The sequence below is a fragment of the Ruegeria lacuscaerulensis genome (assembly GCF_013034685.1).
Classification (GTDB): domain Bacteria; phylum Pseudomonadota; class Alphaproteobacteria; order Rhodobacterales; family Rhodobacteraceae; genus Ruegeria; species Ruegeria lacuscaerulensis_B.
Map to the genome: position 1 here is coordinate 495,390 of NZ_WQGO01000003.1, position 26,352 is coordinate 521,741.

The 26,352-nt window shown below is 58.4% G+C and carries 25 protein-coding genes; 18 read left to right on the plus strand and 7 right to left on the minus strand.

The window, feature by feature from the left end:
* Positions 1 to 144 precede the first annotated feature (144 nt).
* From GOV80_RS10150 to GOV80_RS10170, 5 genes are all read left to right on the plus strand, one after another.
* Complete coding sequence (locus tag GOV80_RS10150; RefSeq protein WP_170784408.1) at positions 145 to 1,128, plus strand: glycosyltransferase family 2 protein; 984 nt, start codon at positions 145 to 147, stop codon at positions 1,126 to 1,128.
* A 5-nt stretch (positions 1,129 to 1,133) separates the two neighbouring features.
* Positions 1,134 to 2,075, plus strand: coding sequence for a hypothetical protein (locus tag GOV80_RS10155; protein ID WP_170784410.1), 942 nt, complete (start codon positions 1,134 to 1,136; stop codon positions 2,073 to 2,075).
* On the plus strand, positions 2,072 to 4,093 hold the full coding sequence (locus GOV80_RS10160; protein WP_170784412.1) for a tetratricopeptide repeat protein: 2,022 nt from the start codon (positions 2,072 to 2,074) through the stop codon (positions 4,091 to 4,093). Before GOV80_RS10155 ends, GOV80_RS10160 begins: the two co-directional genes overlap by 4 nt.
* Before the next feature lie 105 nt (positions 4,094 to 4,198).
* Positions 4,199 to 5,194: a glycosyltransferase family 2 protein gene (locus tag GOV80_RS10165; protein WP_170784414.1), complete on the plus strand. Its 996-nt coding sequence runs from the start codon at positions 4,199 to 4,201 to the stop codon at positions 5,192 to 5,194.
* Between the two features lie 34 nt (positions 5,195 to 5,228).
* Positions 5,229 to 6,218 carry a hypothetical protein gene (locus GOV80_RS10170; RefSeq protein ID WP_170784416.1) on the plus strand — a complete coding sequence of 330 codons (990 nt, stop codon included), beginning with the start codon at positions 5,229 to 5,231 and terminating at the stop codon, positions 6,216 to 6,218.
* Here the strand turns inward: GOV80_RS10170 and GOV80_RS10175 are convergent.
* Positions 6,215 to 7,102, minus strand: a complete 888-nt coding sequence (locus tag GOV80_RS10175; protein ID WP_170784418.1) for a haloalkane dehalogenase — start codon at positions 7,100 to 7,102, stop codon at positions 6,215 to 6,217. The genes GOV80_RS10170 and GOV80_RS10175 overlap by 4 nt on opposite strands.
* Before the next feature lie 180 nt (positions 7,103 to 7,282).
* Between GOV80_RS10175 and GOV80_RS10180 the strand changes: the two genes are divergently transcribed.
* Positions 7,283 to 8,755, plus strand: coding sequence for a hypothetical protein (locus GOV80_RS10180; RefSeq protein ID WP_170784420.1), 1,473 nt, complete (start codon positions 7,283 to 7,285; stop codon positions 8,753 to 8,755).
* Positions 8,756 to 8,757: 2 nt separating this feature from the next.
* Here GOV80_RS10180 and GOV80_RS10185 read toward each other — a convergent pair whose 3' ends face one another.
* Positions 8,758 to 9,060, minus strand: a complete 303-nt coding sequence (locus tag GOV80_RS10185; protein ID WP_170784422.1) for a DUF6476 family protein — start codon at positions 9,058 to 9,060, stop codon at positions 8,758 to 8,760.
* Between GOV80_RS10185 and GOV80_RS10190 the strand changes: the two genes are divergently transcribed.
* From GOV80_RS10190 to GOV80_RS10210, 5 genes are all read left to right on the plus strand, one after another.
* Positions 9,059 to 10,093, plus strand: coding sequence for an RluA family pseudouridine synthase (locus tag GOV80_RS10190; RefSeq protein WP_170784424.1), 1,035 nt, complete (start codon positions 9,059 to 9,061; stop codon positions 10,091 to 10,093). The genes GOV80_RS10185 and GOV80_RS10190 overlap by 2 nt on opposite strands.
* Positions 10,094 to 10,239: 146 nt before the next feature.
* On the plus strand, positions 10,240 to 11,136 hold the full coding sequence (rpoH, locus tag GOV80_RS10195; RefSeq protein WP_170750687.1) for an RNA polymerase sigma factor RpoH: 897 nt from the start codon (positions 10,240 to 10,242) through the stop codon (positions 11,134 to 11,136).
* Positions 11,137 to 11,334: 198 nt separating this feature from the next.
* Positions 11,335 to 12,309 (plus strand): Gfo/Idh/MocA family protein, encoded by a 975-nt coding sequence (locus GOV80_RS10200; protein ID WP_170784426.1) that lies wholly within the window; start codon positions 11,335 to 11,337, stop codon positions 12,307 to 12,309.
* Between the two features lie 57 nt (positions 12,310 to 12,366).
* Positions 12,367 to 12,636, plus strand: coding sequence for a DksA/TraR family C4-type zinc finger protein (locus GOV80_RS10205; RefSeq protein ID WP_170784428.1), 270 nt, complete (start codon positions 12,367 to 12,369; stop codon positions 12,634 to 12,636).
* A gap of 15 nt (positions 12,637 to 12,651) precedes the next feature.
* Entirely contained in the window at positions 12,652 to 13,527 is an 876-nt protein-coding gene (locus GOV80_RS10210; protein ID WP_214647992.1) for a DMT family transporter, read from the plus strand.
* On the opposite strand, the gene GOV80_RS10215 is transcribed toward GOV80_RS10210, so the two are convergent.
* The 3 genes from GOV80_RS10215 to GOV80_RS10225 all read right to left on the minus strand — a co-directional run bounded on the left by GOV80_RS10215 (position 13,528) and on the right by GOV80_RS10225 (position 16,671).
* Entirely contained in the window at positions 13,528 to 15,348 is a 1,821-nt protein-coding gene (locus tag GOV80_RS10215; protein WP_170784432.1) for a M3 family oligoendopeptidase, read from the minus strand. It lies immediately after the preceding gene.
* A gap of 67 nt (positions 15,349 to 15,415) precedes the next feature.
* A complete protein-coding gene (locus tag GOV80_RS10220; RefSeq protein WP_170784434.1) occupies positions 15,416 to 16,381 on the minus strand; it encodes an alpha/beta fold hydrolase in 966 nt (321 codons plus the stop codon).
* Complete coding sequence (locus GOV80_RS10225) at positions 16,381 to 16,671, minus strand: SCP2 sterol-binding domain-containing protein (RefSeq protein WP_170784436.1); 291 nt, start codon at positions 16,669 to 16,671, stop codon at positions 16,381 to 16,383. The genes GOV80_RS10220 and GOV80_RS10225 overlap by 1 nt, the downstream gene beginning before the upstream one ends.
* 31 nt (positions 16,672 to 16,702) lie before the next feature.
* Between GOV80_RS10225 and GOV80_RS10230 the strand changes: the two genes are divergently transcribed.
* The 6 genes from GOV80_RS10230 to GOV80_RS10255 all read left to right on the plus strand — a co-directional run bounded on the left by GOV80_RS10230 (position 16,703) and on the right by GOV80_RS10255 (position 22,588).
* Positions 16,703 to 17,311, plus strand: coding sequence for a tetratricopeptide repeat protein (locus GOV80_RS10230; RefSeq protein WP_170784438.1), 609 nt, complete (start codon positions 16,703 to 16,705; stop codon positions 17,309 to 17,311).
* A 16-nt stretch (positions 17,312 to 17,327) separates the two neighbouring features.
* Positions 17,328 to 20,141 carry a helicase-related protein gene (locus GOV80_RS10235; RefSeq protein WP_170784440.1) on the plus strand — a complete coding sequence of 938 codons (2,814 nt, stop codon included), beginning with the start codon at positions 17,328 to 17,330 and terminating at the stop codon, positions 20,139 to 20,141.
* A gap of 6 nt (positions 20,142 to 20,147) precedes the next feature.
* Complete coding sequence (locus GOV80_RS10240; RefSeq protein ID WP_170769448.1) at positions 20,148 to 20,513, plus strand: RNA-binding S4 domain-containing protein; 366 nt, start codon at positions 20,148 to 20,150, stop codon at positions 20,511 to 20,513.
* Between the two features lie 66 nt (positions 20,514 to 20,579).
* A complete protein-coding gene (gene fdxA, locus GOV80_RS10245) occupies positions 20,580 to 20,918 on the plus strand; it encodes a ferredoxin FdxA (protein ID WP_170769449.1) in 339 nt (112 codons plus the stop codon).
* A gap of 286 nt (positions 20,919 to 21,204) precedes the next feature.
* A complete protein-coding gene (locus tag GOV80_RS10250) occupies positions 21,205 to 21,714 on the plus strand; it encodes a CarD family transcriptional regulator (protein ID WP_170381457.1) in 510 nt (169 codons plus the stop codon).
* A gap of 103 nt (positions 21,715 to 21,817) precedes the next feature.
* Positions 21,818 to 22,588: a potassium channel family protein gene (locus GOV80_RS10255; RefSeq protein WP_170769450.1), complete on the plus strand. Its 771-nt coding sequence runs from the start codon at positions 21,818 to 21,820 to the stop codon at positions 22,586 to 22,588.
* Here the strand turns inward: GOV80_RS10255 and cobS are convergent.
* Positions 22,585 to 23,349, minus strand: a complete 765-nt coding sequence (cobS, locus tag GOV80_RS10260; RefSeq protein ID WP_170784442.1) for an adenosylcobinamide-GDP ribazoletransferase — start codon at positions 23,347 to 23,349, stop codon at positions 22,585 to 22,587. The genes GOV80_RS10255 and cobS overlap by 4 nt on opposite strands.
* A gap of 79 nt (positions 23,350 to 23,428) precedes the next feature.
* On the opposite strand from cobS, the gene cobT reads away from it, so the two are divergent.
* A complete protein-coding gene (gene cobT, locus GOV80_RS10265) occupies positions 23,429 to 24,442 on the plus strand; it encodes a nicotinate-nucleotide--dimethylbenzimidazole phosphoribosyltransferase (RefSeq protein WP_170784444.1) in 1,014 nt (337 codons plus the stop codon).
* A 25-nt stretch (positions 24,443 to 24,467) separates the two neighbouring features.
* Here the strand turns inward: cobT and GOV80_RS10270 are convergent, their stop codons facing one another.
* Complete coding sequence (locus GOV80_RS10270; RefSeq protein WP_170784446.1) at positions 24,468 to 26,348, minus strand: monovalent cation:proton antiporter-2 (CPA2) family protein; 1,881 nt, start codon at positions 26,346 to 26,348, stop codon at positions 24,468 to 24,470.
* Positions 26,349 to 26,352: the final 4 nt, after the last annotated feature.

Below are 26,352 nucleotides of genomic sequence, written 5' to 3' on the forward strand. Positions count from 1 at the left end.
CTTCATATTTTTGATACTAGATGCGCACTGAGTGCGTGTCGTTTTGCCTCGTTTGGCTTTGGATTTCCGATACGCGCAATTCACGTCTCGCCCGTCCGGGTTCGGACGTGTATGACGGTGAGTAAGAGCAGTCGGAAGGTGCAAATGTCTCAGACCATTACCGTATTCACAACGATGAAGAACGAAGGCCCCTATATGCTGGAATGGGTCGCGTTCCATAAGTCGTTGGGCGTGGATCACTTTGTGATCTTCACCAATGATTGCGAAGATGGCACCGACGAGATTGCGCAGCGTTTGCAAGCCCTGGGCCTTGCCACCCAGGTTAACAACGAAGTGAAAGAAGGCGGCAATCCTCAACACCAGATGCTGCGACGCGCGCGCCGTCAACCCAAGGTGAAAGAGGCCGATTGGCTGATGTGTCTCGATGTGGACGAATTCTGGAACATACGCTGCGGCGACAACAGCTTTCCCTCGTTGATTGCCGAGGTAGAAGATCGGGCAGGGCAGCCGGTGGATGCGATCTCGTTTGCCTGGAAGCTGTTTGGAAGTTCGGGCAATCTCAGCTTTGAAGACAAACCCGTGACCGAGGCGTTTTCGATGGGGGATCAGGAATACCCCTATCACTCGGGCCGGGCTTACGGGTTGAAGACACTGTTCAGGAATAACGGTAAGTTTCGCCGGTTCGGACCGCATCGCCCCAAAGGGTTCGAACCCGACGAGGCCGCCGATATCGCCTGGTCGGATGCCAGTGGTAATCTGTTTCCGGCTGAAAAGGTGGGCTGGCGCGCGTGGCGTCGGTTCGATCATTCATTCGGGCGGCTACACCATTACTCAGTGCGGTCGCTGGACGGATTCCTGATCAAACGCGACCGGGGTCGGACCAACCATATCCGCATGGATCAGGGTCAGTCCTACTGGCAGGACATGAATGTCAACAAAGAGCAGGACCAATCCATTCTGCCTGCCGCACGGCGGGCCACGCCTCTGCTGGACGAATTGAAAGCAGATACGGAACTTGGTGCGCTTCACGCGACGGCTTGCGACTGGCACCGCGCCAAGATCGCCGAGATCAAGATGCGGCCGGATTGGGTGGAATTCCGGTCTTGGCTGGCAGACAATCTGACGTGACGCCCATGGCAGACGATCTTTCGAAAGAGCAGCTTCAACCTGAACATCCTGATCGCAAGACCGGGTACGAGCGCATCTTGACCGATCCCGCTCCGCCGTGGTTCGTGGAGCTTTACCCCGGCGGTGATGGCACCGGATTTCTGGAAAAACTCGACCGCCACTCGATCCTGTTTCATCAGCGGTCTGCATCGCAGCTGGTTGTTAGCTTTGACAATATTGCCAACGCAAGCGACCTGTCCTTTGCGCGCGAACCCTGGGGGTGGAAGTTCTTTCGCGATGAGGGGTGGTCGCATATGGGGGTCTTTGCCCGCACCAAAGCCTGGTATCGCGACCCCGAGATCCTGTCTTATTTTGAAAACAAGGCCGCCCAGGGTTTTTTTGGTCGGTTCGATAGGGTGGTGTTTGCAGGGGCTTCGATGGGCGGGTTTGGCGCGCTGACCTTCTCACAGCTTGTTCCGGGCGCGCATGTGATCGCGTTTAATCCGCAAACCACGCTGGATGAGCGTCTGGTGCCATGGGAAACCCGCTATCGGTTCGGCCGGGTACAGGATTGGGATCTGCCCTTGAGCGATGCGGCGCAGACGGTGGGTGCGGCTGGGCGTGCCTATGTATTTTATGACCCTTTCTTCGATCTGGACCGCAAACAGGTCGAGCGTTTGCAAGGCGACAATGTGTTGTTGCTCAAGACCTGGTTTTCCAACCATTTTGCTGCCCCGATGCTGCGCAAACTGGATATCCTGAAACCGGTCATGCTGGGCGCGATGGACGGCACGTTGGAACCGGAAGGGTTTTACAAGATGATGCGCGCGCGCCGCCGTTTGCCCTTGTTTATGCGCGGCATCGAGAGCATGGCAGGCGACCGCCATGACGCATTGGTCCGGCAGGCGCGCCAACGGTTTCGAAGGCTGCGCCGCGCCGCGATGGCCGCCGCAAGCGACGCGTCATGACCGCCGCGCGGGGCGTTTTTATCGGTCAGCGTAAGGATCGCATGGGCGCGCGTCTGCTGATGATGCTGACCTGCATTCGTTTGGCCGAGGATTTTGGCGCCGACTATAAGGTCAACTGGTTTCCCAAAGGTGCCGACGCCCCCGAGTTGGACACGCCTTCGGAGTTGTTCACCCAAAGTTGGATGGACATGCATTTTCTGGATGCGCATGCATTCGATGCGTTGACACAGGACGCATTGCCGGTCTGGTCGTTTCTGGGGGACAAATCGCCGGATCGGTTGCAGGCGCATCTGGCCGTGGGTCGCTCGGTCCTGGTCGAGGAAGGGTTCGAGGTCCTGGCCTTTCCATGGGAGGATATCGAAACCATCCGCCCCCGGTATCGGAACTTCATCCATCGGATTGGATTTGCCGAGGATATCCGAGCGGTCATGGAACAGGCTGATGCACGGCTTTCGGGGCAGGGGGTGTCAGCCTATCACATACGCCGTGGCGACATTCTGAATGGCGAGCCGTGGAAGCACACCACATGGCCCGCCAAGATTGAGCCCGAAGAGTTGTACGAGGCGCATCTGGAAAAGACCAAGGGCCAAACGGCAATCATGTTCTCGGACCAACCGGAACTGATCGCCCGGTTCCAGAGCAAGTTCCCGCAGCTTTTACAGATGTCCGACATCGCCGACCTGTCCAGCCTGTCCCGCGCCAAGCGGGACTTTCTTGAGCTTTATACGATGTCGCGGGCCGATCAGGTGATTGCGCCAGCAGTTTCAGCATTCTCGATGGCAGCATCGCGGATCGCTGGGTCACAAAGCAAAATGTTCCGTGAGGTTCTGTCCGAGAGCGAATTAACTGAGGCTCATGAAAAAGTGGTCGAGCGTCTTCGAAATGGACCAAGCGGATTTATCAACGGCTCGGAAGCGGCGCATATTTATGCCAAGGCCACGTTTCATTTGTATTCATTGCATTCGGCTGACCGTGCGCAGGAAGCGGCAGACATAACCCACGCCTTATTGGACACAGAAGCGGACAATGCGTTCCTGCCCTTGTTGCAGGCCATAAATTTTTTCTATCTCCAACGGTGGGGCGATGCCCTGCGAATGGCGGACCTCGTACTTGAAAATCCAAACACCTGGCCAGAAGACTACGCGGTGGCAAGAGCCTTGCGCGCAGCGACCTTGGGTGGGCAGAAGAAAAGATGGAACGCTGCCCGAGAATTCTCTCAGGCTTTCTGGGCCAAACCGCTGCGGCCCGACATAACGATTTTTGGCTCGCGCCTGTTGTTTCGGGATCAATTGGCGTATCGCGCATTGCCCCCGGCAGATTGGGCCATGCAAAGAGCTATCAGGCGGTCTTGGTTCAACTACAATGCGCATATCGCGCAAAGGAAAGTCATTTCGCGCAGGCCCTGCAACTTTGATTTGTTGTTGCTTGATTGGGCTTTTTTGTCCGTGGACGAAAAAGCGCGTCGGTTACCAAATGACAGGGACCGTTTGCAGATATTACAAGATGGTCTGTTGAACATGACAAATCTGTCCCCTTTGATACAAATCCCTGAAAATAGCCCAAGCTACCGAAGTTTATCTGGCGCACTGCAATTGCGGTTGGGTGAAACCAACCTGACCACAAAAATCGATCAAGCCCGAAGAGTTTGCAAAGATTGTCCGGATAATCCTCTGTTTTATAAGAGGCTGTGCGATTTGTACGAAGCTGACGGAGAAATTGCGCAGGCCCGCCTGACCATGGCGGAGGCTTTGGCCTGTGACCCGGACAATCCGTTCCTGATCTTCGCTATGGGACAGTTTCTGACACGCAACAACGCAGTGGAACAGGGGCAAAGCCAGATCATTCAAGCGGCGGATCTGGATGACAATACCGCCGCAATTCAGGGCGAGGCAGGGCAAATCCTATTGCGGCGCGGAGATCGGCAGCAGGCCCGCAGATACCTGAAACGCGCGCGCGACCTGTGTCCGACCTTCAAAAAATTCTCGAACCAGCTAAAGCGGGCAGGCGGCGATGGGTGAGTTTTCCGCTTGGTGCCCCTGCCAAAAATTCGTAGTTTGTTCGCAAAATCTAAACGATCCCGCGACGAAGCTCCGGGCAACAAGAAAGCAGCAGGGCAGTCTTTCATGACCGATCAGGATCCACGCTTTATCAGCATTACCCCTATGAAAAACGAAGGCCCCTTCGTGCTGGAATGGGTGGCGCATAACCGGGCGATAGGCGTGGACCAGATCGTGGTGATGACCAACGATTGTACTGACGGCACAGATGCTCTGCTAGGACGGTTGGATGAGCGTGGTATCGTCACCCATGTAGACAACAACTCGCGCCGCCGGACCAGCCCGCAGAAACGCGCCTATAATGCTTTCATGCGGATGGACATCGCGCGCCCGCAAGACTGGGTCATTGTGATTGACGCGGATGAGCATATCAACGTCAAGACCGGCGACAACACGCTGCGCGCGCTGACGCAGGCGATCCCCGAGGCCAGGACCATCTCGATGACATGGCGGCTTTTCGGCAATGCGGGGGTCGAGCGGTATGAGGATCGGTTTCTGTCGGACCAGTTCCGGCAGGCCGCGCCCGAGCGGATTTTTCGACCTCCGCAAGCGTGGGGCTTTAAGACGATGTTCCAGCGAGAGCTTTGGGACGCGCTGGGCGTGCACCGGCCCAAGCGCCCGACGGTCGAGACGATGGAGGAATGTCATTGGTACAACGGCTCAGGTAAACGGATGCCTGACCGGTACTATGACAAAAGCTGGCGTTCGGCGCGGGATTCGGTGGGGTATGACCTCGTGCAACTGAACCACTACGCCCTGAAATCCTGCGAGAGCTATCTGGTAAAAAAGATGCGCGGGCGGGCGCATCATTTGGGTGAAAGCCTTGGCATGGAATACTGGAACATGATGAACCAGAACGCCGAGACGAACACATCCATCGATGTCATTCTGGATCGCAAACGGACGATTTACTACGAGATGCTATCCGACCCCGAAACGGCGCGTTTGCATCATAAATCCTGTGACCTGCATCGCCAGCACATTGCCCAGCTGCGCGAACAGCCTGAAATGCGGGAATTGATGCAGCAGATGACATCGGGGTTCGAGGTCAGCCAGCCGTGAGGCAGGGTTTGGGCAGTAAGGCGAGGGCGCTCTGATGCTGTGGCTACATCTGGGCATGCCCAAAACCGGCACGACCGCTTTGCAGGGGTTTTTGCGCGACAATTCTTCAGCTCTGGCGGATGCGGGTCTGCACTATATGGAGGCCGGGCGCAGGCGGTTGGAGGGTAAAACCCGACTGGTGATGAGCCACAACATCATCGCCTTTCACATCAACCAGACCAATGAGCCCATGGACCCGTTCCGCGCAGCCATGACCAGTGAATTCGACGATCATGCGGATCGGACCTGCCTCGTGTCCTCCGAGATGTTTTATTCGGTGGATCTGGAGCGTTTGGCGCAGGTATTCGCGGAAATCCCGGCACGGGCGCTGCGGATCACCTTCTATTGCCGCCGCTATTCCGATTTCTTCGAGGCCGACTACAAGCAGCGCGCCAAGAACGGTCGTTTGGTGAATGCGGGTTCGGGCTATATCAAGGCGCAGCTTGCGCAGATCGAGGCCAATCCGGCGCAGTATAGTTTCGCCGCCAAAGTTGCCGACATTCGCACCGCTTTTCCCGGTGTCACCGTGGTGCCGATGCTATATGACCGGGCTGAGATGACGAATGGCCATGTGGTGGCCGATTTTTTGACGCGGGTCGGGACTCCGGTCGCGGATGACCTGATGGGCCAACAACCTGCCAATCCGTCCCAGTCACGTGCCGCGAGCGAAGCCTTTGGTATCGTGACCCGCGCAATGGGGCGCAGGAAAAGCCGTCAGTTGCGGCGGACCACACTGGATTTTCCAGTCATGGTGCGCCGCAACGATGTGCTGGAACCGGACGAGCGCGCGTGGTTGGATGACTACATGGCTGGCCAAGACTTGTCCTTTCAGCGGGAATTCTTCCCTGATCGGCACAGCCTGTTTTCGCAGGTCGAGTTGAGCGCGCAGGAACAGGCCTTTCGCCGAGACACGCCGCAGGAATATGAGGCGCTAAGGAAGGCATCCGAAATCGTGTTCCGGTTGGCGCTAGAGGCGCAGCCTTAGGGTAAAGTTACCAGCCAGTCAGCCAGCTTGTCACCGATTAGGTGCGGGTTGTCTTCCTGTATGAAATGAATGCCCGACCCGATATCGACGGTCTGCAAGTTCTGGATGGTCTCGCGGCACCACGCGACGCCGTCTTCCCGGATCGTACCACCAGGGCTGGCATAAAACAGCAACATCGGTATTTCGGTCTCACCCATCCATTGACTATAGGCGCTGACGATCTGGTGCATGTCCGAGGGAGCGCCATCAATCGGTATCTCGCGGGGCCAGACCCGCACTGGTTGGCGGCTGCGCGCGGTTGGGTAGGGCGCGCGGCAGGCGTCCATCTCTTGCTGGGTCAGGTCGCGGACAATGGCGCTGGGCAGGATTTTTTCGACAAACATGTTCAGACCCGAGATCAGCGCCCATCCCAGTCCCGGTGTGCGCATCATCTTGAATCCGGCGCGGAAATCAGAGGGGAATGCGGCCCATGTCATCGGGCGAATGATCCCTTCCATAAACGCGATGCCGCGGATGTTTTCGGGATGTCGGCTTGCATAGTGAAACCCAAGGGCCGAACCCCAGTCGTGGATGACCAGTATTACATTCGTCAGACCCAGCGCCTTGATGAACCCGTCGACAAAGGGGACGTGATCGACAAACCGATATGGGATGTCGGGTTTGTCCGATTTGCCCATACCGATCAAATCCATCGCAATGGCGCGATGGCCCTTGGCAGCATAGGGGATGATATTGCGCCACAGATAAGATGAGGTCGGGTTGCCGTGCAGAAACAGAACTGGTGCGCCTTCGCCCTCATCCACATAGTGAATTTTCTGGCCGTTGACCTCGACATATCTGGAGTCGAACGGAAATTCGGCTGAGATCGGCTTTTCGGAATGCATTGAAGGGGCCTTTCTGAGGTGCGCGCATGTAAGGCGCTGCGGATGCGTGACCATAGCAGTCCATTTCGGCAGTAGGATAAACAATCGCGTTAGTCGCTAAAGGCGCTGGGCGGCATGGTCTTCCGATTGTAGCATTCATTTGCCCTTCTGGTCGGGGCCGCAAACAGGAAGGAGCAGTCCGTGGTCGATATCCCTAAGCCCTCAGCCCGGATTGAACTGCTTTCGCGTGCGGCACATCCCGGTTTGATGGATGCTGCGACCGATCCCGATTTGCTGATCGTACTGATCCTGGCCAATCTGATGAGCGACCGGCTGTGGCATATCCGCGATCAGATCCTGTCCCGAGTGGACCCGACGGGGCGGGACCTCGCGCCAAACAGCCAGGTCACCCATGAGATGCTGGAGTACATCGACCGCCATTTCACCCATGACTTTCCCATGGGCACGGCAGATCGTGTGGGGCTGCTGAACCTTCAGGATGAAAGGGACCGGCTGGGGGCAGAACCTGTTGATCGCATCAAGGCACAGCTTTGGCGGCACGTGACCCGCCGCCGCTCGGACGGGTTGTTGACCCCCGCGCTGGACATCTTTCCGGTGCTCGAACGAGATCAATTGCCGCTTTACATCTACAATACAATCGACGGTTTGCATGCTATGTCGCGTCTGATGGGCCATAAAAAGCACCGGCCTATGGGTGTCACCGTTTGCGCGGATGAGGCTACGCTGACAACGTCGCTGGCCACAATCCTGCATGGTATTTCGCTGGTGGATGCCTTTATGGTCGGCTCTCCGGGCCACTACACGACGTTGTTGCAAAAGGACGGCCAGCGGTTCTGGTGCAACGGAAAGCCGGAGTATTTTGATCAGGCCGGGTGGCAGAGGCTCACGAACGGCCCGGATGCCGCCGACCCTCTGGCCGAGTTTGACCGACGCGTGCCCTATGCCGACAGGTTTATCACCATGTACGGAACCTTGGTGCTGGACGGCAGGCCAAGTACGATCCCTTCAGAGCAGTTGGACCGCTTCAATGCGGATTGCAGGGCATTTTTCGGGATTGAGCTGCCGCCGTTCCGAACACTTCGCCACCAAGATGTGACCTTCATCCCTAGCCGGGCGACAACCGAACAATTGAAGCGTTTTGATACTCTGACCAGCGCGAAAGAGGTGCGCAGCCTGTTGACCGAGCTTGCGGCTTCGGATGAACTCTCGGTCTTTGGAAAGGCGCGGTATTGCTATCGGGATGTGTCGGTTCTGGCGCCGGGGGCATATCTGGCGAACTGTTTGCGCGGACCGAAACTGCGGCAGGCGGCGCAGGAAGTTGATGGGGTAGAGGCCGCGCTGGACCGGATCAGGCGGATCGCGGGAGATGTCAGTATCTATGGCCGCCGCGAGAGGATTGCGATGGCCGATGAAGCGCTGTTGTTTGATACGGGCGATGATGTGGACCGGGGGCTGTTGCTGCTATCGTTGCTTCTGGCCTCGCCCGGCATCGACGCAGAAGCGAAGCGAGCCATGCAACTTATCGCTACGGAAGAAGGGACGTTTTTGAACTTGGGCGATACCATTCTGGATGTCGCAACGTTGACGCAAACTGATGCAGCGGTTGGCCCGACCTTACTGCGGTTGAGCGTTGATGAACTGACCGCGATCTAGGGCTACTCCACCACGATCTCTTGCCGTTGTCGTCCGGTTGTCTTGTCGAAGATCAGGATGCGGTTGTCGTCCGTGACCACGGCGTACCAGTTGTTCCCGATGGTGACGGCCTGCGCCTTGGCGCCGTCTGGCAGCTCGATCTGATCGGGCAGGGTGGGGGTTCGGTCCGATAGCCGGATGACAATCAGCGCGAATGTCACTAGAACGCCGCCAATCATCACCGCGGTCAGCAGCATGACCATCCGCCGCAGCAATCGAAGCTGAGGCGTTTCCTGCGGTTCTTGCGGTTCGGAAGGGACAGTCATGGGCACTCGCCAGATTGAATTTCAGATCGCGGCAGATCCGCCGCCACGCCTTGATAAGGCGCTTTCGCGGGATGTGCCACCCGAGGAAAATCTGTCTCGCACGCGTCTTGCCCGATTGATCGAAGAAGGTGCCGTGTGGATCAACGGAACCGTGGCCAGCGATCCCAAGGCAAAAGTGGCCGAGGGCACATCTGTCACGATTGCGGTAGCCGAGGCCGAAAATAGCCATATCGGCCCCGAGGATATCCCGCTGGAGGTGGTGTTCGAGGACACCGACTTGATCGTCATCAACAAACCAGCGGGTATGGTGGTGCATCCCGCACCAGGCTCGCCCAATGGGACGCTGGTGAATGCTCTGCTGCATCATTGCGGAGACGACCTGTCGGGCGTGGGGGGCGTAAAGCGTCCGGGTATCGTACATCGAATTGACAAGGAAACCAGCGGCTTGCTGGTCGTCGCTAAATCAGATGCCGCGCATCACGGCCTGGCCGCCCAATTCGAGGCGCATACGGTCGAGCGCTATTATCGCGCGGTGTGCTACGGTGTTCCCGACGCCAATGATCCGCGTTTGCGCGGTGTGAAGGGCGTCAGTTTTGAGTCCGGCAACATCATGCGCTTGACCACGCAACTGGCCCGTCACAAGACCGACCGACAGAAACAGGCGGTTCTTTTCCATGGCGGACGTCATGCCGTGACGCGGGCGCGGGTGATTGAGACATTTGGCGCCCCGGCGGGATTGTCCTTGATCGAATGCTGGCTGGAAACGGGCAGAACGCACCAGATTCGCGTGCATATGGCCCATGCGGGGCACGGACTGGTTGGCGATCCCGTCTATGGCGGCAAACGCAAGCTCGCGGCCAAAGCGTTCAGTGCAGACACGGCCGAGGCGGTGCGCGCCTTCCCGCGACAGGCTTTGCACGCCGCGGTTCTGGGGTTCGAGCACCCCGTCACTGGCGATATTTTGCGGTTTGAGGCTAATTTGCCGGAAGACATGGAGAAACTGATTGATAAGCTGCGCGCGCCGTTGTCATAATACGCGCACACTCGTGAGTAACGCGTTCTTATCTTTTCTTTATCGTTGGTTAATACCACTCTGTTAGCGCTGCCTCTTGAATGAATCGGGACGACCTCCCATATCCTATGTTAACGACTTAAACATTTGTCGGAGGGACATGAATTATGGCAAATTACGCAAATCTCCCCGCGCCGACGCCCGAGGGTGGCCTGAACCGCTATATGCAGGAAATCCGCAAGTTTCCGCTGCTGGAGCCGGAAGAGGAATACATGCTGGCCAAGCGCTGGGTCGAAGAGCAAGACACTGAATCGGCTCATAAAATGGTTACGTCGCATTTGCGTCTGGCGGCTAAGATCGCGATGGGTTATCGCGGCTACGGTCTGCCGCAGGCCGAGGTGATTTCCGAGGCCAATGTAGGCCTGATGCAGGCGGTCAAACGGTTCGACCCGGAAAAAGGGTTCCGTCTGGCGACCTATGCGATGTGGTGGATTCGCGCCTCGATCCAGGAATATATCCTGCGGTCCTGGTCGCTGGTGAAGCTGGGCACGACCTCGGCGCAGAAAAAGCTGTTTTTCAACCTGCGCAAGGCCAAGGCGCGTATCGGCGCGTTGGAAGAGGGTGATTTGCGCCCTGAAAACGTGGCGCAGATCGCCAACGATCTTGGCGTGACCGAAGAGGAAGTCATCAGCATGAACCGCCGGATGTCTGGTGGTGATGCCTCGTTGAACGCGACCGTCGGGTCCGAAGGCGAAGGTACCATGCAGTGGCAGGACTGGCTTGAGGATGAAGATGCCGATCAGGCGGGCGACTATGAGGCACGCGACGAGCTGGACGCACGCCGTGAATTGCTGGCCGCCGCGTTAGAGGTGCTGAACGACCGCGAAAAGGACATTCTGACCCAGCGCCGCCTGATGGATCAGCCTGTGACGCTGGAAGAGTTGAGCACGCAGTATAACGTCAGCCGCGAGCGCATCCGTCAGATCGAGGTGCGGGCCTTCGAAAAGCTGCAAAAGAAAATGCGCGACCTTGCTCGCGAGAAAGGGATGCTGGGCCAGATGTAATCCGGCCGCTGCGAACCAAAGCCCGCCTGAGACGGCGGGCTTTTTTCGTCTAATACCGTTTAGGGTCTCGCTCTCTGATAAGTAATTTGTTGACGTCAGAAATGGCCAAAAATGCCTGACTTCGCGCCTAGACGTTGCTAAAAGAACCGAGATTGGACCGTTAGCGATAACGGCCATACTGAAATTTGGGAGGGACTTATGCAAAACCCGGTTCAATGGGGCGTTCTGGGCGCCGCGAATTTTGCGCGTCGGTTTATGGCTCCGGCTATTCACGCGGCGGAAGGCGCGCGGCTGGCCGGATTGGCAACGTCAAGCCCGGCCAAGGCCGAACCGTTTCAGGCTTTTTGCCCCGATCTGACCGTTTATGACAGCTATGATGCGCTGCTGGCCGATCCGCAGATCGATGCGGTTTATGTCCCGCTGCCCAATCACCTCCATGTAGAGTGGTCGCTAAAGGCCTTGGATGCCGGTAAGCACGTGTTGTGCGAGAAACCCATGACCATGCAGGCGTCCGAGTTCGATGCGCTGATCGCCAAGCGGGATGAGACAGGACTGTTGGCTGCCGAGGCCTATATGATCGTGCATCACCCGCAGTGGCAGTTCGCTAAAAAGCTGATCGCGGATGGGGCCATTGGCAAACTTATCCATGTGACCGGTGTGTTCACCTATGACAATCGCGCCGACACAGGCAACATCCGAAACCGCCCCGAAACTGGCGGCGGCGGGTTGCGCGATATCGGCGTTTACACGATCGGCAGCGCGCGGTTTGTCACTGGGGAAGAGCCGGTCGAGGTCCGCTCGACGATCCGATGGGAAAACGAGGTGGACGTGTTCACCGAGATCAATGCGCGCTTCCCCGGATTCACCTATTCGACCTATGTGTCGACCCGGATGCACCCGCATCAGGCGATGGAGTTTCACGGCGAGGGCGGCGTGATCCGTTTGACCGCTCCGTTCAATGCGCGGGTTTTTGACGTGGCGCAGGTCGAGTTGCATCGTCCGGGGCTGGAAGTTCAGATCACGCGCTTTCCCGGTGACGATCAATACATATTGCAGGTCGAAGCCTTTGGTCGATCCGTGCGGGAAGGGGCGACCTATCCGTGCCCGTTGGAGTTCTCGCGCGGGACACAGGCGATGATTGACCAGGCGTTTGCGGTGGCTGACTCTCTCTGACTTGCCACGCGCGGGCCCGGCAGCCTAATCTGGTCGTCACCTGAACAGGAGACAACAATGGCAGGCGGCTGGGCGCGCGACGGCGCGGTGAGTGAACAGATCGAGGCGTCGATATCCGACGAACTGGCCCGGATGCAGGCGCAAAAGCGCCCTCACTGCGAAAGCCTAACCCATTGCGCAGAATGCGAAGAGCCGATCCCCGAGAAACGCAGACTTGCCCTGCCGGGGGTGAAACTCTGTCTGGATTGCCAGCAGGATAGGGATGGCGCGTTCAAAGCGCGGTCCGGGATCAATCGACGCGGCTCCAAGGACAGTCAGTTGAAATAACCCATGCCTGTACCCATGCCAAAACAGCCCCTGTTGCAGAATGGATTGGTTCTTGGGTTCCTGGCTGCGTTCTTGTGGGGTACGCATAGCGTCATCGTGCGCTATCTGACCAGCGATCTGGGCGGGTTGCAAATCGCGGTCTCGCGCCTGTTCATCGCGGCATTGGCGATCTATTGCATGTTGCGTCTGATGCGGGTTTCCGTCTCGATCCGGTTGAGTGACTGGAATTTCCGCCTGGCCGTATTGTCGACCGTTGTGAACTATATCCTATTCCACATCGGGCTTGAATATACTGGCGCGGCCAACGCGATGGTTTTGGAGAACACAGCGCCCTTTTTCGTGCTGGTTTTCCTTTATTTCTTTGCCGATACCCCTGTCACGCGAACCGATGTTCTGGCCACAGTTTTGGCCATTCTGGGCGTTTTCCTGACCGTCTTCCGGGATTTTCAAGGAGGTGGAGAGCCCTTATTCGGCGATCTTCTTGAAATCGGGGCCGGGCTAAGCTGGGCGGTCTTCCTGATTTCAAGCAGTCGGGCTATGCGCAATTCGAAATCGACCGGAGAGCGGCTGAACTTCCTGTTCGGCATCTTCTTGTGTTCCGGGGCACTTCTGCTGCCGCTGGCCGCGTTTTCGATGCAGGTTCCGTCCGCCAATGACGTGGTGTTCCTGATCCTGCTGGGCGTGCTGCCGACCGCCTGCGCCTATTACCTGTGGTACGAGGCTGCTGCGCGGGTTTCGACATTGACCGCAACCTTGATGTTTGCGGCCTCGGTTGTGTTCACCTTTGTCAATTCGGCGTTGTTTCTGGGGGCCGCAATCACGCCGATTGCAGCCCTTGGGGGTGTGCTGATCGTGGCGGCCGTGTTTCTGACCACCAAAAACCAGAAATGATCAGCCCTCCATCGCCTCGAGTTCGTCGATAAAGCCCGAGATCATCGACAGGCCCTTGTCCCAGAACTTGGGATCGCTGGCGTCAAGCCCGAACGGGGCCAACAATTCCTTGTGGTGCATCGAACCACCGGCGCGCAGCATGTCGAAATACTTGTCCTCGAACCCATCGGACCCGCTTGCGTAGACGGAATAGAGGGCGTTCACCAATCCGTCGCCAAACGCGTAGGCGTAGACGTAGAAGGGCGAGTGGACGAAGTGTGGGATATAGGCCCAGAAAGTCTCGTACCCGTCCATGAATTCGAATGCCGGGCCAAGGCTTTCGGCCTGAACGCTCATCCACAGGGCGTTGATGTCGTCGGGCGTTAGCTCGCCTTCGCGGCGGGCGGCGTGGAGTTTGCATTCGAAATCATAGAACGCGATCTGGCGGACGACCGTGTTGATCATGTCCTCGACCTTACCGGCCAGCAGCACTTTGCGCTGTTCGGGGGTTTCGGCCTGATCCAGCATCTTGCGGAAGGTCAACATCTCACCAAAGACCGAGGCCGTTTCGGCCAGTGTCAGTGGGGTAGAGGACAGCATCTCGCCCTGACCGGCGGCCAGTACTTGGTGGACACCATGACCTAGCTCGTGCGCCAGGGTCATCACGTCGCGCGGTTTGCCCAGATAGTTGAGCATCACGTAGGGGTGCACGTCGGTCACGGTCGGGTGGGCAAATGCACCCGGCGCTTTGCCCGGCTTCACGGCCGCATCAATCCAGCCCTTGCTGAAGAAGGGGGCAGCAATTTCGCCCATGCGCGGGTCAAACGCGTTATAGGCATCCATCACGGTCTTTTCGGCCTCGTCCCAGCCGACGATGCGCGTGTCTTCCATCGGCAAGGGCGCGTTGCGGTCCCAGACCTGCATCACGTCCAGCCCCAGCCATTTGCGCTTGAGCTCATAGTAGCGGTGGCTCAGCTTGGGATAGGCGGCGACAACGGCTTCGCGCAAGGCCTCAACCACTTCCGGTTCCACGTCGTTCGACAGGTGGCGACCGGTCTGAGCGGTTGGCATATTGCGCCAGCGGTCTACGATTTCTTTCTCTTTGGCTTGTGTGTTGTGAACGCGGGCAAAGGTTTTGACGTTCTCTTGAAACACCCGCGCCAATTCGCGGGCGGCGGTCTCGCGTTTGGTCCGGTCCTGCTCGGTCAGCAGGTTCAGGGTGCCTTCGATGTTCAGCTCTTCACCTTCGATATCAAAGGTCAGACCGGCGATGGTTTCGTCAAACAGACGTTCCCATGCATCGCCGACAACACCCAGATCGTGCAGGAATTTCTCCAGCTCATCCGACAGTTGATAGGGCTTCATCGCGCGGATGCGGCGGAAGACGGGTTCGTACCGGCCCAGATCCGCGTTGGCGTCGAACCGGGCTTTCAGCGCGTCATCGTCGATACGGTTGAGCTCGAGCGTGAAGAAGACCAGCGGCGTGGTGAAGATGGTGATCTTTTCCTGCATATCCGACAGGAACTTGGCGCGGTCCGCATCGGTGGTCAGCTGGTAGTACCGCAGACCGGCGAAGGACATGATCCGCCCGGCAATGGCGTTGATCTTTTCGTTTCGTAGGACGCATTGCAGCAGTCCATCGGCATCCAGATCGGCCAGCTTGCCCTCGTAGTCTGCGGCAAAGGACGCACATTCGCCTTCCAGCCAGTCCAGATCGCGCGACAGTTCAGGCGCCTCTTCCGAGCTGTACAGATCCGTCAGGTCCCATTCCGGCAGGTTGCCAAGATTGTCGGACCCGCCGACTGCGTTTGCGTCACGGACGGGGAAGGGAAGGTCGCGCATGGATCACCTCGAAATAATAGCTTTCGCCAACATCTAGGCGCGCCGGGCAGGGATCACAAGCGGGGTGTTAGTCAGCCAGGGCGGGTTCGCGTTCAGCAGCCATGAAATGCGCCGCCAACTGGTCGAAAACGGGGCCTCGAACCTCAGGCGCTTCCATCAAAACCTCGTGTTCGCCGTCGGGGATTTCCACCAGCGTGCCGCTGGGCCAGTTGGCCATGCGGGCGCGGATGGCCTTGCGGTCCACGATTTGTTCATGGGTTCCCAGGAAAGTCAGGCAGGGGGTCTTGGGCGCGGGTTGGTCCATCAGCCACGCGCATTCGTCCAGCGCCTCGCGCAGCCAGATGGTGGAGGGCGCGCCCAGCGTTAGCTCGGGGTGCGCGTTCAGTTGATCTTGCATCATCTTGTACATCGCCGGATCGCGGGTCAGCACGTTGCCTTCGAACGGTTGCGACAGCACATAGCTTTCTAGCGATGTGGTCGGTGGGGTCTTTTCCCCCAACCCCAACCGAGGCCCCCAATAGGCGGTCAACCGGCTGAGCGGTTTCATCAGCGGAGTAAAGAAAATCCCCCACATCGGCCCGGTAAAGGCACATGTAGCGAAGTGATCGCTTTCGATCACGGCCCGCAGCCCTATGGCGCCGCCCATCGAATGCCCGATGAGGTGCCATGGCTTTGGCAGGTCCAGCTCAATAGCAAGGTTCAGCGCGGCCTGAACGTCTTTCTGATAATCCGGTATCGTATCGACATGACCGACTCGTGGGTCATCCAGCAACCGATCCGCAAGCCCCTGACCTCGCCAGTCGATTGTCAGGAATGCAAAGCCACGACCGACAAATTCGCTCGCGGTATCGCCGTATTTTTCGATATATTCCGTGCGGCCAGGGAACATGAACACCGTGCCGCCGCTGTTGGTTTCAGGTTGCCAATGGGCCACCCGAATGCGGACATTATCCGTGGTGTTCAACCAGTGGGCCTGTCCGCCGGCTGGGGCACCGGCCACGTCTTCGAACAAGGGGGCCGGTGACGCGTTCATCAGGCTAGCGCCGATGCCAGTTGCATGGCGACACCCATGTCACCATCGACGGTCAGCTTGCCGGACATGAAAGCACCAGTCGGGTTCAACTCACCACTGAGGATTTGTTCGAACGTGTCGACATCCGCGCTCATGGTGACGTCGGCCTCTTCGTCGCTGACGCGCGCGCCGCTGCCGTCCAATACGATTGCACCCAGGCCTTCGATGGCGAACTTGGCGGATGCGCCAAAGCCGCTGTCGACCAGTTTTTCGTTCAGCGCCGCTGCGGCTTTTTCCAGAGTGTCGCTCATGGTTCTCCTCACTTTGATTTGAGCGCAGGGAATGGACATCCCACTGCGCTACGCTACACTGAACGTTGTTATGAGCATTGCAAGCATCAATCTCAAAGGTATCGTCGCGGCAACCGCGCTCCTAGTCACGTTTTCCATCCCTTGTCTTGCACAGCAGGCCGACTCGCGAGATGAAGCCGAGCTATTGCAGCAATTGGCGCAATCAACACCTGATCAAGCGATTGGCATCGATCGTCAACTCAAGTCGCTTTGGTCCCTGTCAGGGTCGGCTTCGGCAGACCTGTTGTTGGAACGAGGACGCGAGGCGCTGGAGGATGGTGATACCAAGGCCGCCATCGAACATCTAACAGCGTTGACTGATCACGCCCCGGACTTCGCCGAAGGATGGCATGTGCGGGCGTCGGCCTTTTTCGGGATCGAACGCTTTGGCATGGCGGCGGCGGATCTGGAATATGCCCTGTCGCTGAACCCCAACAATTACGAGGCGATCTACGGATTGGGATTGATCTTTGAAATCGTGGGTCAGCCCGATAAGGCGCTGCAAGCCTATGAGCGCGCATTGGCTATACATCCACATCATGAAGAAGTAACCAATGCGGTGAATCGACTGAAGCCTCAGGTCGAGGGCTCGGCCCTCTAAGGGGCAGGGGGCAAGAGTGAGCGGGTCATCCCGAATCGTGGCCGTACTGGGCCCGACGAACACAGGCAAAACGCATTACGCGATTGAACGTATGCTGGGCCACCGGACCGGTATCATTGGCCTGCCGCTGCGTCTGCTCGCGCGCGAGGTTTATGACAAGATCGTCGCCATTCGCGGGCCGTCGGTCGTGGCGCTTGTCACGGGCGAAGAGCGCATCGTGCCGCCACGCACCCAGTATTGGGTCTGTACGGTCGAGGCGATGCCCGAGGGTATGGGCGCCGATTTCGTGGCCATCGACGAAATCCAGCTGTGTACCGACCCCGAGCGCGGCCATGTCTTCACAGACCGTCTGTTGCGGTCGCGCGGCACAAGCGAGACGCTGTTCCTAGGCTCGGACACCATGCGTGGTCCCATATCAGCGCTGGTGCCTGAGGCACAGTTTGTGCGGCGCGAACGGATGTCTCAACTGGTCTATGCCGGGTCGAAAAAGATCAGCCGGATGCCCCCGCGCAGTGCCATCGTCGGGTTCTCGGTTGATAACGTCTATGCCATCGCGGAACTGCTGCGTCGTCAAAAGGGCGGGGCGGCCGTGGTGATGGGGGCGCTCAGCCCGCGTACGCGGAACGCGCAGGTCGATCTCTATCAGAATGGTGAGGTGGATTATCTGGTCGCCACCGACGCAATTGGGATGGGCCTGAACCTGGATGTGAATCACGTCGCGTTTTCTTCGCTGACCAAGTTCGACGGTCGGAGGATGAGGCCACTTGCCCCCAACGAACTGGCCCAGATCGCCGGCCGGGCCGGGCGCGGCATGTCGGATGGCACGTTCGGTGTTACGGGCGAGGCCCCGCCGCTGGATGACGGTGTGGCGCAGGCCATCATGGACAGCCGCTTTACGCCGATGAAAAAGCTGAACTGGCGGAATGCCGCTTTGCGGTTCGGATCCATCGAGGCGCTGATCAACTCGCTTGAAGTCAGCCCGGACAATGAAAACCTACTCAAAGCGCGGCCCGCCGACGATCTGAACGTGCTGAAATCCCTGTCGCAAGTGACCGAAGTGATGGCCCGCGCAAGCGATCCGCAATCCATCCGCTTGTTGTGGGATGTATGCCGAATCCCCGATTTTCGCGGCATCAGCCATTCGGAACATGCCAGCCTGCTCGAGGTGATCTACGGCCATCTGCACGAACGCCAGTTGATCCCTGATGACTTCATGGCGCGGCAAATCCGCCGGATTGACCGGACAGACGGAGATATTGATGCGCTGTCCAAACGGCTGGCATATATTCGCACCTGGACATATGTTGCGCAACGAAACGGATGGGTGCGTGACGAATCCCATTGGCGTGAGGAAACGCGCACTGTAGAAGACAGGCTGTCAGATGCATTACATGACCGTCTGACCCAACGATTTGTGGACCGGCGCACATCCGTTTTGCTGCGGCGGCTCAAACAGAAGGAGGCCCTTTTGGCCGAAGTAAATGACAAGGGTGAAGTGACCGTCGAAGGCGAATTTGTCGGTCGTTTGGAAGGGTTCCGGTTTAGCCCGGACAAGGCTGCGCAGGGGACCGAGGCGAAAGCCTTGAAATCGGCGTCCTTGCAGGCCCTCGCGCCGCAATTCCATCTGCGCGCCGATCGCTTCTACAACGCGCCCGATACCGAAATTGATTTCACCGAACAAGGTGGCCTGATGTGGGGCGAATATGCCGTCGGCAAGCTGGTTGCCGGGGCCGAGCCGCTCAAGCCTATGGTCGAGGTTTTCGTAGACGAAGCCGCAGGCCCCGATGTCGAACAGAAGGTGCAGCGCCGGCTGCAGCATTTCATTGACCGTAAGGTGGCCGCGCTGTTTGAACCGCTGCTGAACCTGTCGCGGGACGAGGAACTCAGCGGTCTGGCCAAGGGCTTTGCATTCCGCATGGTCGAGGCATTGGGCATCTTGCCGCGTGCGCAGGTCGCGCAAGAGGTCAAGGATCTGGATCAGGACGCTCGCGGTGCGCTGCGCAAGCACGGCATCCGCTTCGGTCAATTCACGATCTTCATGCCGCTGCTGCTGAAACCCGCGCCGACGCGCTTGCGTCTGGTTCTGTGGGCGCTGTCTAGCGGCTTGCAGGAATTCCCTGAAGCGCCGCCTCCGGGTCTGGTTACGGTCCCCGTCGCTAAGGACGCGCCGCAAGGGTATGACACCATGTGCGGTTACCGCGACGCCGGTGAGCGCTCGATCCGTATTGATATGCTGGAACGTCTGGCAGACATGCTGCGGTCTGAGGACAGCCGGGGCGGGTTCGAAGCCAAGCCCGACATGCTCTCGATCACCGGTATGACGCTGGAACAATTTGCCGACCTGATGCAGGGCTTGGGCTATAAGGCCGAACGGGGTGAGCGTGAAAAGGTCAAAGCCGCGCTTGCGGAACAACCTGCGGCGGAAGCGCCCGAGCAACCTGCTGCTGAGGAAACCCCGGCAGAAGCAGTTGCGACAGACGATGCGCCCGCACCCGCCGAGGCGCTAGCCGAGGCCACCGAAAGCACCGAGGCAGCAGCCGAGGCTCCTGCCGCAGAACTCGCAAGCGATGAGCCTGAAGTTGAAGTGTTCTACACCTTCACATGGGGCCGTCAGCGCCAGCAGAATCGTGGCCCGCGCCGCGAACAGGGGCAGGGCAAGGGCAAGCCGCGTGGCAAACCTCAGGACGGTCGCGGCAAGCCGCACGGCAAGAAGGGTGGTAAACCGCAGGGCGCGAAATCCTTCTCGTCCCGACCGCCCAAGAAAGAGAAAGCCATTGATCCCGACAACCCCTTCGCCGCTGCGTTGATGGGGCTGAAGGACGGCAACTAAGCACGGATGTCCGAGGCCAAGCTGCGGATCGACAAATGGCTGTGGCAGGCGCGGTTCTTCAAGACCCGCAGCCTGTCCGCCAAACAGGTCAGCGGCGGCCATGTGCGTGTCAACGGTAACCGGGTTCTGAAACCGGCGACAGCTATCAACCCCGGCGATGTTCTGACCTTTCCTCAGGGCCGCATTGTGCGTGTTGTGCGGGTGGAAAAACTGGGTGAACGGCGCGGTCCGGCCCCCGAGGCACAAACGCTATATACGGATTTGACCGAAAAGCAGGACAAGCCGCTGCAAAATCCAAGCTTTGAAGGAAAAGGTCGTCCAACCAAGAAAGATCGGCGCGCGCTTGATCTTTCTCGCAATCAAGATAGCTGATCCTATCTTGAAGCTGACGCCATACTGATTTAGCTAGACGCCCAAAGCGCAAACGGGAATCCGACCATGACCTACGTTGTCACTGAAAACTGCATTGGCTGCAAATATACCGACTGTGTCGAAGTATGCCCGGTGGATTGTTTCTACGAAGGTGAGAACACGTTGGTCATCCACCCCGATGAATGCATCGACTGCGGCGTGTGCGAACCCGAATGCCCCGCCGACGCAATCCGCCCCGATACCGAGCCGGGTATGGATGAATGGGTCGAGTTCAACCGAAAATACTCGGAAATGTGGCCGGTCATCGTGACCAAGAAAGACCCCTTGCCAGAAGCCGAGGAACGCGACGGCGAAGAAGGCAAGATGGAGAAGTACTTCTCTGAAGCGCCCGGCGAAGGTGGCTAAGCGATTCGCTCTCTGAACTCAGTGGTTTAGATGCCGAAAAAACGCCACAACCTTATGTTTAATAATGATTTTATCGGCTCATTGGTCGGTAGCGCTTTTGTGTGTCGCATTTTTGTGATATACTTCGTAGCTGAATGATGACTGAGCTGGGGATGACTCCGTAAGTATGGACGCTTTGGAGTTCTAATTTTTTGACAAACAAACTGCCTGACCGGGCCTTCAAGGCACGGTTTTGGGGTGTTTTGTCGTTTTTTTGTCTGGCTCTGCTAACCAAGGATGAACCTGAATGTCTAAGTCGAAAAAGCTTGAGTTCCGCCCGAACGATTATGTGGTCTACCCCGCGCATGGTGTGGGTCAGATTATCTCGATCGAGGAACAGGAAGTTGCCGGGTATTCGCTTGAGCTGTTTGTGATCTCGTTCGAGAAAGACAAGATGACCCTGCGGGTGCCGACCAACAAGGTGACCGAATCCGGTCTGCGGTCGCTGAGTTCGCCCGACGTGATCTCTCAGGCGATGAAGACGTTGAAGGGCAAGGCCAAGGTGAAGCGCGCAATGTGGTCGCGCCGGGCGCAGGAATATGAACAGAAAATCAACTCGGGCGACCTGATCTCGATCGCAGAGGTGGTCCGCGACCTGCACCGCACTGACGATCAGCGCGAACAAAGCTATTCCGAGCGTCAGCTCTATGAAGCTGCCTTGGAACGTCTGACTCGTGAAGTTGCAGCCGTATCCGGCGCCGGTGAAGTGTCGGCCGCCAAGCAGGTAGATGAGGTGCTGACCTCGCGCGCTGCCTGATCGCATTGCTTTGAATAGTTTGGGCCGCTCCTGTTGGGGGCGGCCTTTTTTATTTTCTACCTCTTCGTTTGGGGGTATTTTCCCAATAGGTAGAGGCGTCTAGATGGCCCAGATAAAGAAAACGCTCAAATATCTGTATATCGGACATGATCCGGTTTCGGTCTGGTTCCGCTATGGGCTGATCCTGTTCGACGCGGTGACAATCGTGTTTTTTGTCGCCACTGCGCATATTTCACACGGTCCTGGGATCACGATCGCCAGCATGTTCGTCGGGTTCCTGATCCTGCTGGACTTTTCGGCGCGCCTATGGATCGCGCGGGACCGGCGCAAACTGTTCTTCAAGATTTACACCCTGGCCGATCTGGTTGTGATCGTGTCGCTAATGCTCGACCCATTCCTTTCGGGCAATCTGGCCTTTCTGCGGATTCTGCGCGCTCTGCGCCTGATCCATTCCTTTCACTTACTGCGCGATCTGCGCCGCGACGTCCAATATTTCCGCACCCATGAAGACGCGGTTATTGCCGCCATCAATCTGCTGGTCTTTGTATTCGTGACCTCGACTGCCGTTCTGGTCTTTTTCATCCCCGAGGATAGCCAGACCCCCTATATTGACGCTTTGTATTTCACCATGGCGACGCTGACGACAACGGGGTTCGGCGACATCACGCTGGACACACCGGGCGGTAAGCTGATTTCGGTCTTTATCATGGTGGTTGGGGTGGCGCTGTTCGTGCGGCTGGCGCAGGCGATTTTCATGCCACAAAAAGTACGGCACAAATGCCGAAGCTGCGGCTTGTATCGACACGACCCAGACGCTGTGCACTGCAAACATTGCGGCGAAGTGTTGCGGATCGAAACTGGAGGCGCGTCCTAAAGCGCCGCCGCCAGCGCTATCAGAATGGCAAGCTCGGTCATCACCTGCGTTGCGCCCAACACGTCGCCGGTCTGTCCACGAATTTTGGATCTGGCGACCAAACCGATGGCGAACGTAACAATAGCGGCGACAATCAAAGCCTTAAATGCGGTGGCACCAATCAAGATCAGGGCCATTGCGAGGGCAAAGGCAGCCCCAATCCCAGTAGTGGACGACAGGGGAGCGCCGACCGAATGGCTCAGGCCGGCGTTTCTGGCGTTGGGCAGGGCAGTCATCAATATCGGCATCATTGCGCGCGACAGGATGCAGGCAGTCAGTATGCCTCCGAAAGCGCCAGTTGCCAGCAAGGGGGCGATCAGCGCAACGCGCAGGGCTTGCGACAAGATCAGGGCAAGAACGCCATAAGTGCCGATGTGGCTGTCTTTCATGATCTCAAGACGTCGGGCCGGGTCAAACCCGCCCCAGAACCCGTCTGTGGTGTCAGCCAGCCCGTCCTCGTGCATGGCCCCGGTACACAGGATCAGCACCGCAACCAGTATGACGGCGCAGGCCAACGGGGGCAGGCCCCAAGCCGATCCGACCCATCCCGCCGCACAGGCCAGAGCGCCGACAACGAAACCGGCGAACGGAAACGCCCAGGCGGCCAAGACCTGACGATCAAAAGCATCCTCGGGCAGGCGCGGGATCGGTAAACGCGTCAACAGGACCAGTGCCAGCAGTATATCCCAGTGGGAAATGAGTTTGGTGTCGTTTTTTAGCACTCCCGCGCCTTTCAGGGTCTTGTTGCTTTGGTCGCTTCGGTTAAACACACAGGACCACTCTGATGCAACGAGGCTTTGGATGCTGCCAGACCTGACCGACCTGAATTCTTTTCGTGACGCCCTTTCTAGTGCGCCCGGATCCGATGGCGACGCCCGTCAGGGTGCCGCGGACCGGAACGGACAATTGACCAAACCTCCAGGTGCGCTGGGGCGGCTGGAAGATCTGGCGATCTGGTATGCGGCCTGGCGTGGGGACGCGCGGCCGCAGATCAATGCGCCGCAGGTCATTGTCTTTGCCGGAAACCATGGTGTTACGGCGCAGGGAGTTTCGGCCTTTCCGCCCGAAGTGACCGTGCAGATGGTGATGAATTTCGAACATGGCGGCGCGGCGATCAACCAGTTGGCCAAAGCGGCGGGAGCAACGATGGACGTGCACGCGCTGGAGCTTGACCGTCCGACCGTGGATTTCACCACCGGTCCGGCCATGTCCGAGGACGAACTGTTGCGTGCGCTGCAAACCGGCTGGAACGCAGTGAACCCGGAAGCTGACCTGCTGGTCGTGGGCGAGATGGGGATTGGCAATACCACCCCCGCCGCCGCGATTGCCTGCGCCCTGTTCGGAGGCGAAGCCGCCGATTGGACTGGGCGTGGAACCGGCGTGGACGATGCTGGGCTGGCCAACAAAACCCGTGTGGTGGCAGAGGGCGTAGCCCTGCATGGCGGCTCGGGCGACGGGTTGGAGGTGCTGCGCTGTCTGGGCGGGCGCGAGATTGCGGCCATGGCTGGGGCGATTGCTGCCGCCCGCATCCTGCGCATTCCGGTTGTTTTGGACGGGTTCATCTGTTCAGCTGCTGCGGCCTGTCTGGCCCGCACGGTCGACGGGGCGCTGGATCACACCGTGGCAGGCCATCAAAGCGCTGAAGGCGCGCATGGCGCGGTGCTCGCCCAGCTTGGCAAAGAGCCGCTGCTCAGCCTCGGCCTACGTCTGGGTGAAGGGTCTGGTGGTGCTTTGGCGATCAATATCGTTAAAAGCGCTGTCGCCTGTCATTCCGGTATGGCAACCTTTGCCGAAGCAGGCGTGTCGGACGGTTAAGTTGAAGGGCCTGACCGGGGAACGGTCAGGCCGATTTCTGGGCGTGTTTTTCGGCCAGTTCCAACAGCTCAGTCTCTAGGTCCTTTTCAAGCTGCCGGGCCCGATCGATATATTTCTTGTTCTCGCCGGTGGGCATCCCGGGGATCCACAGTTCGGCCAATTCCCGAACAGCGGTCCGGTCGTGGTGGTAAAAGGTCTGCTCGGCCTGCGCCGCCTCGTAGTCGCTGAGGCCGATATTCTCGAGCACATAGCGTCCAGCCCGGAGCGATCCGTCAAACATCTCGCGCACGATGTCATTGGCCCCGGCCTGATACAGCTCGTACACATGGGTTCGGTCATGAGCGCGGGCGACGATATGAAGGTCGGGACGCTGGCGGCGGGCGAAGCTGACCAGCCGCGTGACTGTCTTGGGGTCATCCATCGCAGCAACCAGAACCGAGGCTTTCTCTAACCCGGCGGCACGCAGCAGTTCTGGGCGGGTGGGATCGCCCAGGAACCCTTTGACGCCAAACCGACGCATCAGCTGGATGGTTTCGATATCGTGATCCAGAACGATTGTCTTGAACCCGCTGGCACGCACCAGCCGGTTCACGATCTGACCAAACCGACCGATGCCTGCGATGATCACCGGGCCTTTCTCGTCGATCTCATCGGGTTCGGGGGCGGGTCCGCCATCGCTGATCCGGCGCGAGAGCAGGTCGTAGATGATGAACAAAAGTGGCGTAATCAACATTGTAAGGGCGATGATCATCAGCAGCTTTTGTGACAGATCGGGCGGGATGACGTTTTGCTGTGTTGAGAAGGCCAGCAGAACAAAGCCAAATTCACCCGCTTGCGCTAAACCCAAGGTGAATAGCCAATGATCGCGCCCGCGCAGTTTGAAGGCACGGCCAACCAGAAACAGGATGATGCCTTTGGCCAGAATGACCAAAAGGGCGAGGCCTATCAGATCAAACGGGTCGTTGAAGAAATAGGCGACATCAATCCCGGCCCCCACGGTGATAAAGAACAACCCCAAAAACAGACCTTTGAACGGTTCCAGGTCGCTTTCCATTTCATGGCGGAACTCCGAACTTGCCAGAACCACGCCTGCCAGGAATGCGCCAAGGGCAGGCGAAAGGCCGACCAACGTCATCAGGAAGGAAATCCCCACGACGATCATCAGCGCCAGCGCCGTGTACATCTCGCGCAGGCGGGTGGCATGGATGAAGCGAAACAAGGGGCGGGTCAGGTAGATGCCGGCAAGAATGACGAAAGCGATGGCGGCCAGTGTCACTAGCGTCACAGCCCACCCGGGCAGGCCTTCGACCAGGGATAGGCTGTGATGGGCCTTGTCATGCAGATCAGCCGCGCCCCGCTCGATAGATCCGTCATTCTGGATGTGAGGCACCGCAGGCAGCGCTAGCAGAGGCAGCAAGGCCAGCATCGGGATCACCGCAATATCCTGCGTTAACAGAACTGAGAACGTAGCCCGGCCGCCATTTGTCTGCATCAACCCCTTTTCCGACAGGGTTTGCAGCACAATCGCGGTTGAGGACAATGACAGGGTCAACCCGACAGCTAGCGCCACCGACCACGGGTGGTTGGCATACATGGCCACGCAGGCAATCACCGCAGTGGACAACAGAACCTGCAGCCCACCAAGACCCAGTAGCCGTTCGCGCATATCCCACAAGGCGCGAGGCTCCAGTTCCAGCCCGATCAGGAACAGCATCATGACGACACCGAATTCGGCAACATGTTGCAGGCTTTCAGTCTCGGCCCCCACCAGTCCGAACATCGGACCGATGACAATGCCAGCGGCCAGGTATCCCAATACCGACCCAAGACCCAGGCGTGCTGACAAGGGCACAGCGATCACGGCGGCCGCCAGATAGATCGAAGCCTGGTATAGGAAATCGTCCATATTA

Bases quoted from the DNA above. Each gene is read 5' to 3' on its own strand.
- GOV80_RS10270 (WP_170784446.1), bottom strand. From the start codon at position 26,348: ATGGACGATTTCCTATACCAGGCTTCGATCTATCTGGCGGCCGCCGTG.
- GOV80_RS10215 (WP_170784432.1), bottom strand. From the start codon at position 15,348: ATGCGCGACCTTCCCTTCCCCGTCCGTGACGCAAACGCAGTCGGCGGG.
- GOV80_RS10220 (WP_170784434.1), bottom strand. From the start codon at position 16,381: ATGAACGCGTCACCGGCCCCCTTGTTCGAAGACGTGGCCGGTGCCCCA.
- GOV80_RS10230 (WP_170784438.1), top strand. From the start codon at position 16,703: ATGGACATCCCACTGCGCTACGCTACACTGAACGTTGTTATGAGCATT.
- GOV80_RS10170 (WP_170784416.1), top strand. From the start codon at position 5,229: ATGCTGTGGCTACATCTGGGCATGCCCAAAACCGGCACGACCGCTTTG.
- GOV80_RS10250 (WP_170381457.1), top strand. From the start codon at position 21,205: ATGTCTAAGTCGAAAAAGCTTGAGTTCCGCCCGAACGATTATGTGGTC.
- GOV80_RS10210 (WP_214647992.1), top strand. From the start codon at position 12,652: ATGCCAAAACAGCCCCTGTTGCAGAATGGATTGGTTCTTGGGTTCCTG.
- GOV80_RS10200 (WP_170784426.1), top strand. From the start codon at position 11,335: ATGCAAAACCCGGTTCAATGGGGCGTTCTGGGCGCCGCGAATTTTGCG.
- GOV80_RS10240 (WP_170769448.1), top strand. From the start codon at position 20,148: ATGTCCGAGGCCAAGCTGCGGATCGACAAATGGCTGTGGCAGGCGCGG.
- GOV80_RS10160 (WP_170784412.1), top strand. From the start codon at position 2,072: ATGACCGCCGCGCGGGGCGTTTTTATCGGTCAGCGTAAGGATCGCATG.
- fdxA (WP_170769449.1), top strand. From the start codon at position 20,580: ATGACCTACGTTGTCACTGAAAACTGCATTGGCTGCAAATATACCGAC.
- GOV80_RS10155 (WP_170784410.1), top strand. From the start codon at position 1,134: ATGGCAGACGATCTTTCGAAAGAGCAGCTTCAACCTGAACATCCTGAT.
- GOV80_RS10185 (WP_170784422.1), bottom strand. From the start codon at position 9,060: ATGACTGTCCCTTCCGAACCGCAAGAACCGCAGGAAACGCCTCAGCTT.
- GOV80_RS10175 (WP_170784418.1), bottom strand. From the start codon at position 7,102: ATGCATTCCGAAAAGCCGATCTCAGCCGAATTTCCGTTCGACTCCAGA.
- GOV80_RS10225 (WP_170784436.1), bottom strand. From the start codon at position 16,671: ATGAGCGACACTCTGGAAAAAGCCGCAGCGGCGCTGAACGAAAAACTG.
- GOV80_RS10255 (WP_170769450.1), top strand. From the start codon at position 21,818: ATGGCCCAGATAAAGAAAACGCTCAAATATCTGTATATCGGACATGAT.
- rpoH (WP_170750687.1), top strand. From the start codon at position 10,240: ATGGCAAATTACGCAAATCTCCCCGCGCCGACGCCCGAGGGTGGCCTG.
- GOV80_RS10165 (WP_170784414.1), top strand. From the start codon at position 4,199: ATGACCGATCAGGATCCACGCTTTATCAGCATTACCCCTATGAAAAAC.
- GOV80_RS10150 (WP_170784408.1), top strand. From the start codon at position 145: ATGTCTCAGACCATTACCGTATTCACAACGATGAAGAACGAAGGCCCC.
- GOV80_RS10190 (WP_170784424.1), top strand. From the start codon at position 9,059: ATGGGCACTCGCCAGATTGAATTTCAGATCGCGGCAGATCCGCCGCCA.
- GOV80_RS10205 (WP_170784428.1), top strand. From the start codon at position 12,367: ATGGCAGGCGGCTGGGCGCGCGACGGCGCGGTGAGTGAACAGATCGAG.
- cobT (WP_170784444.1), top strand. From the start codon at position 23,429: ATGCTGCCAGACCTGACCGACCTGAATTCTTTTCGTGACGCCCTTTCT.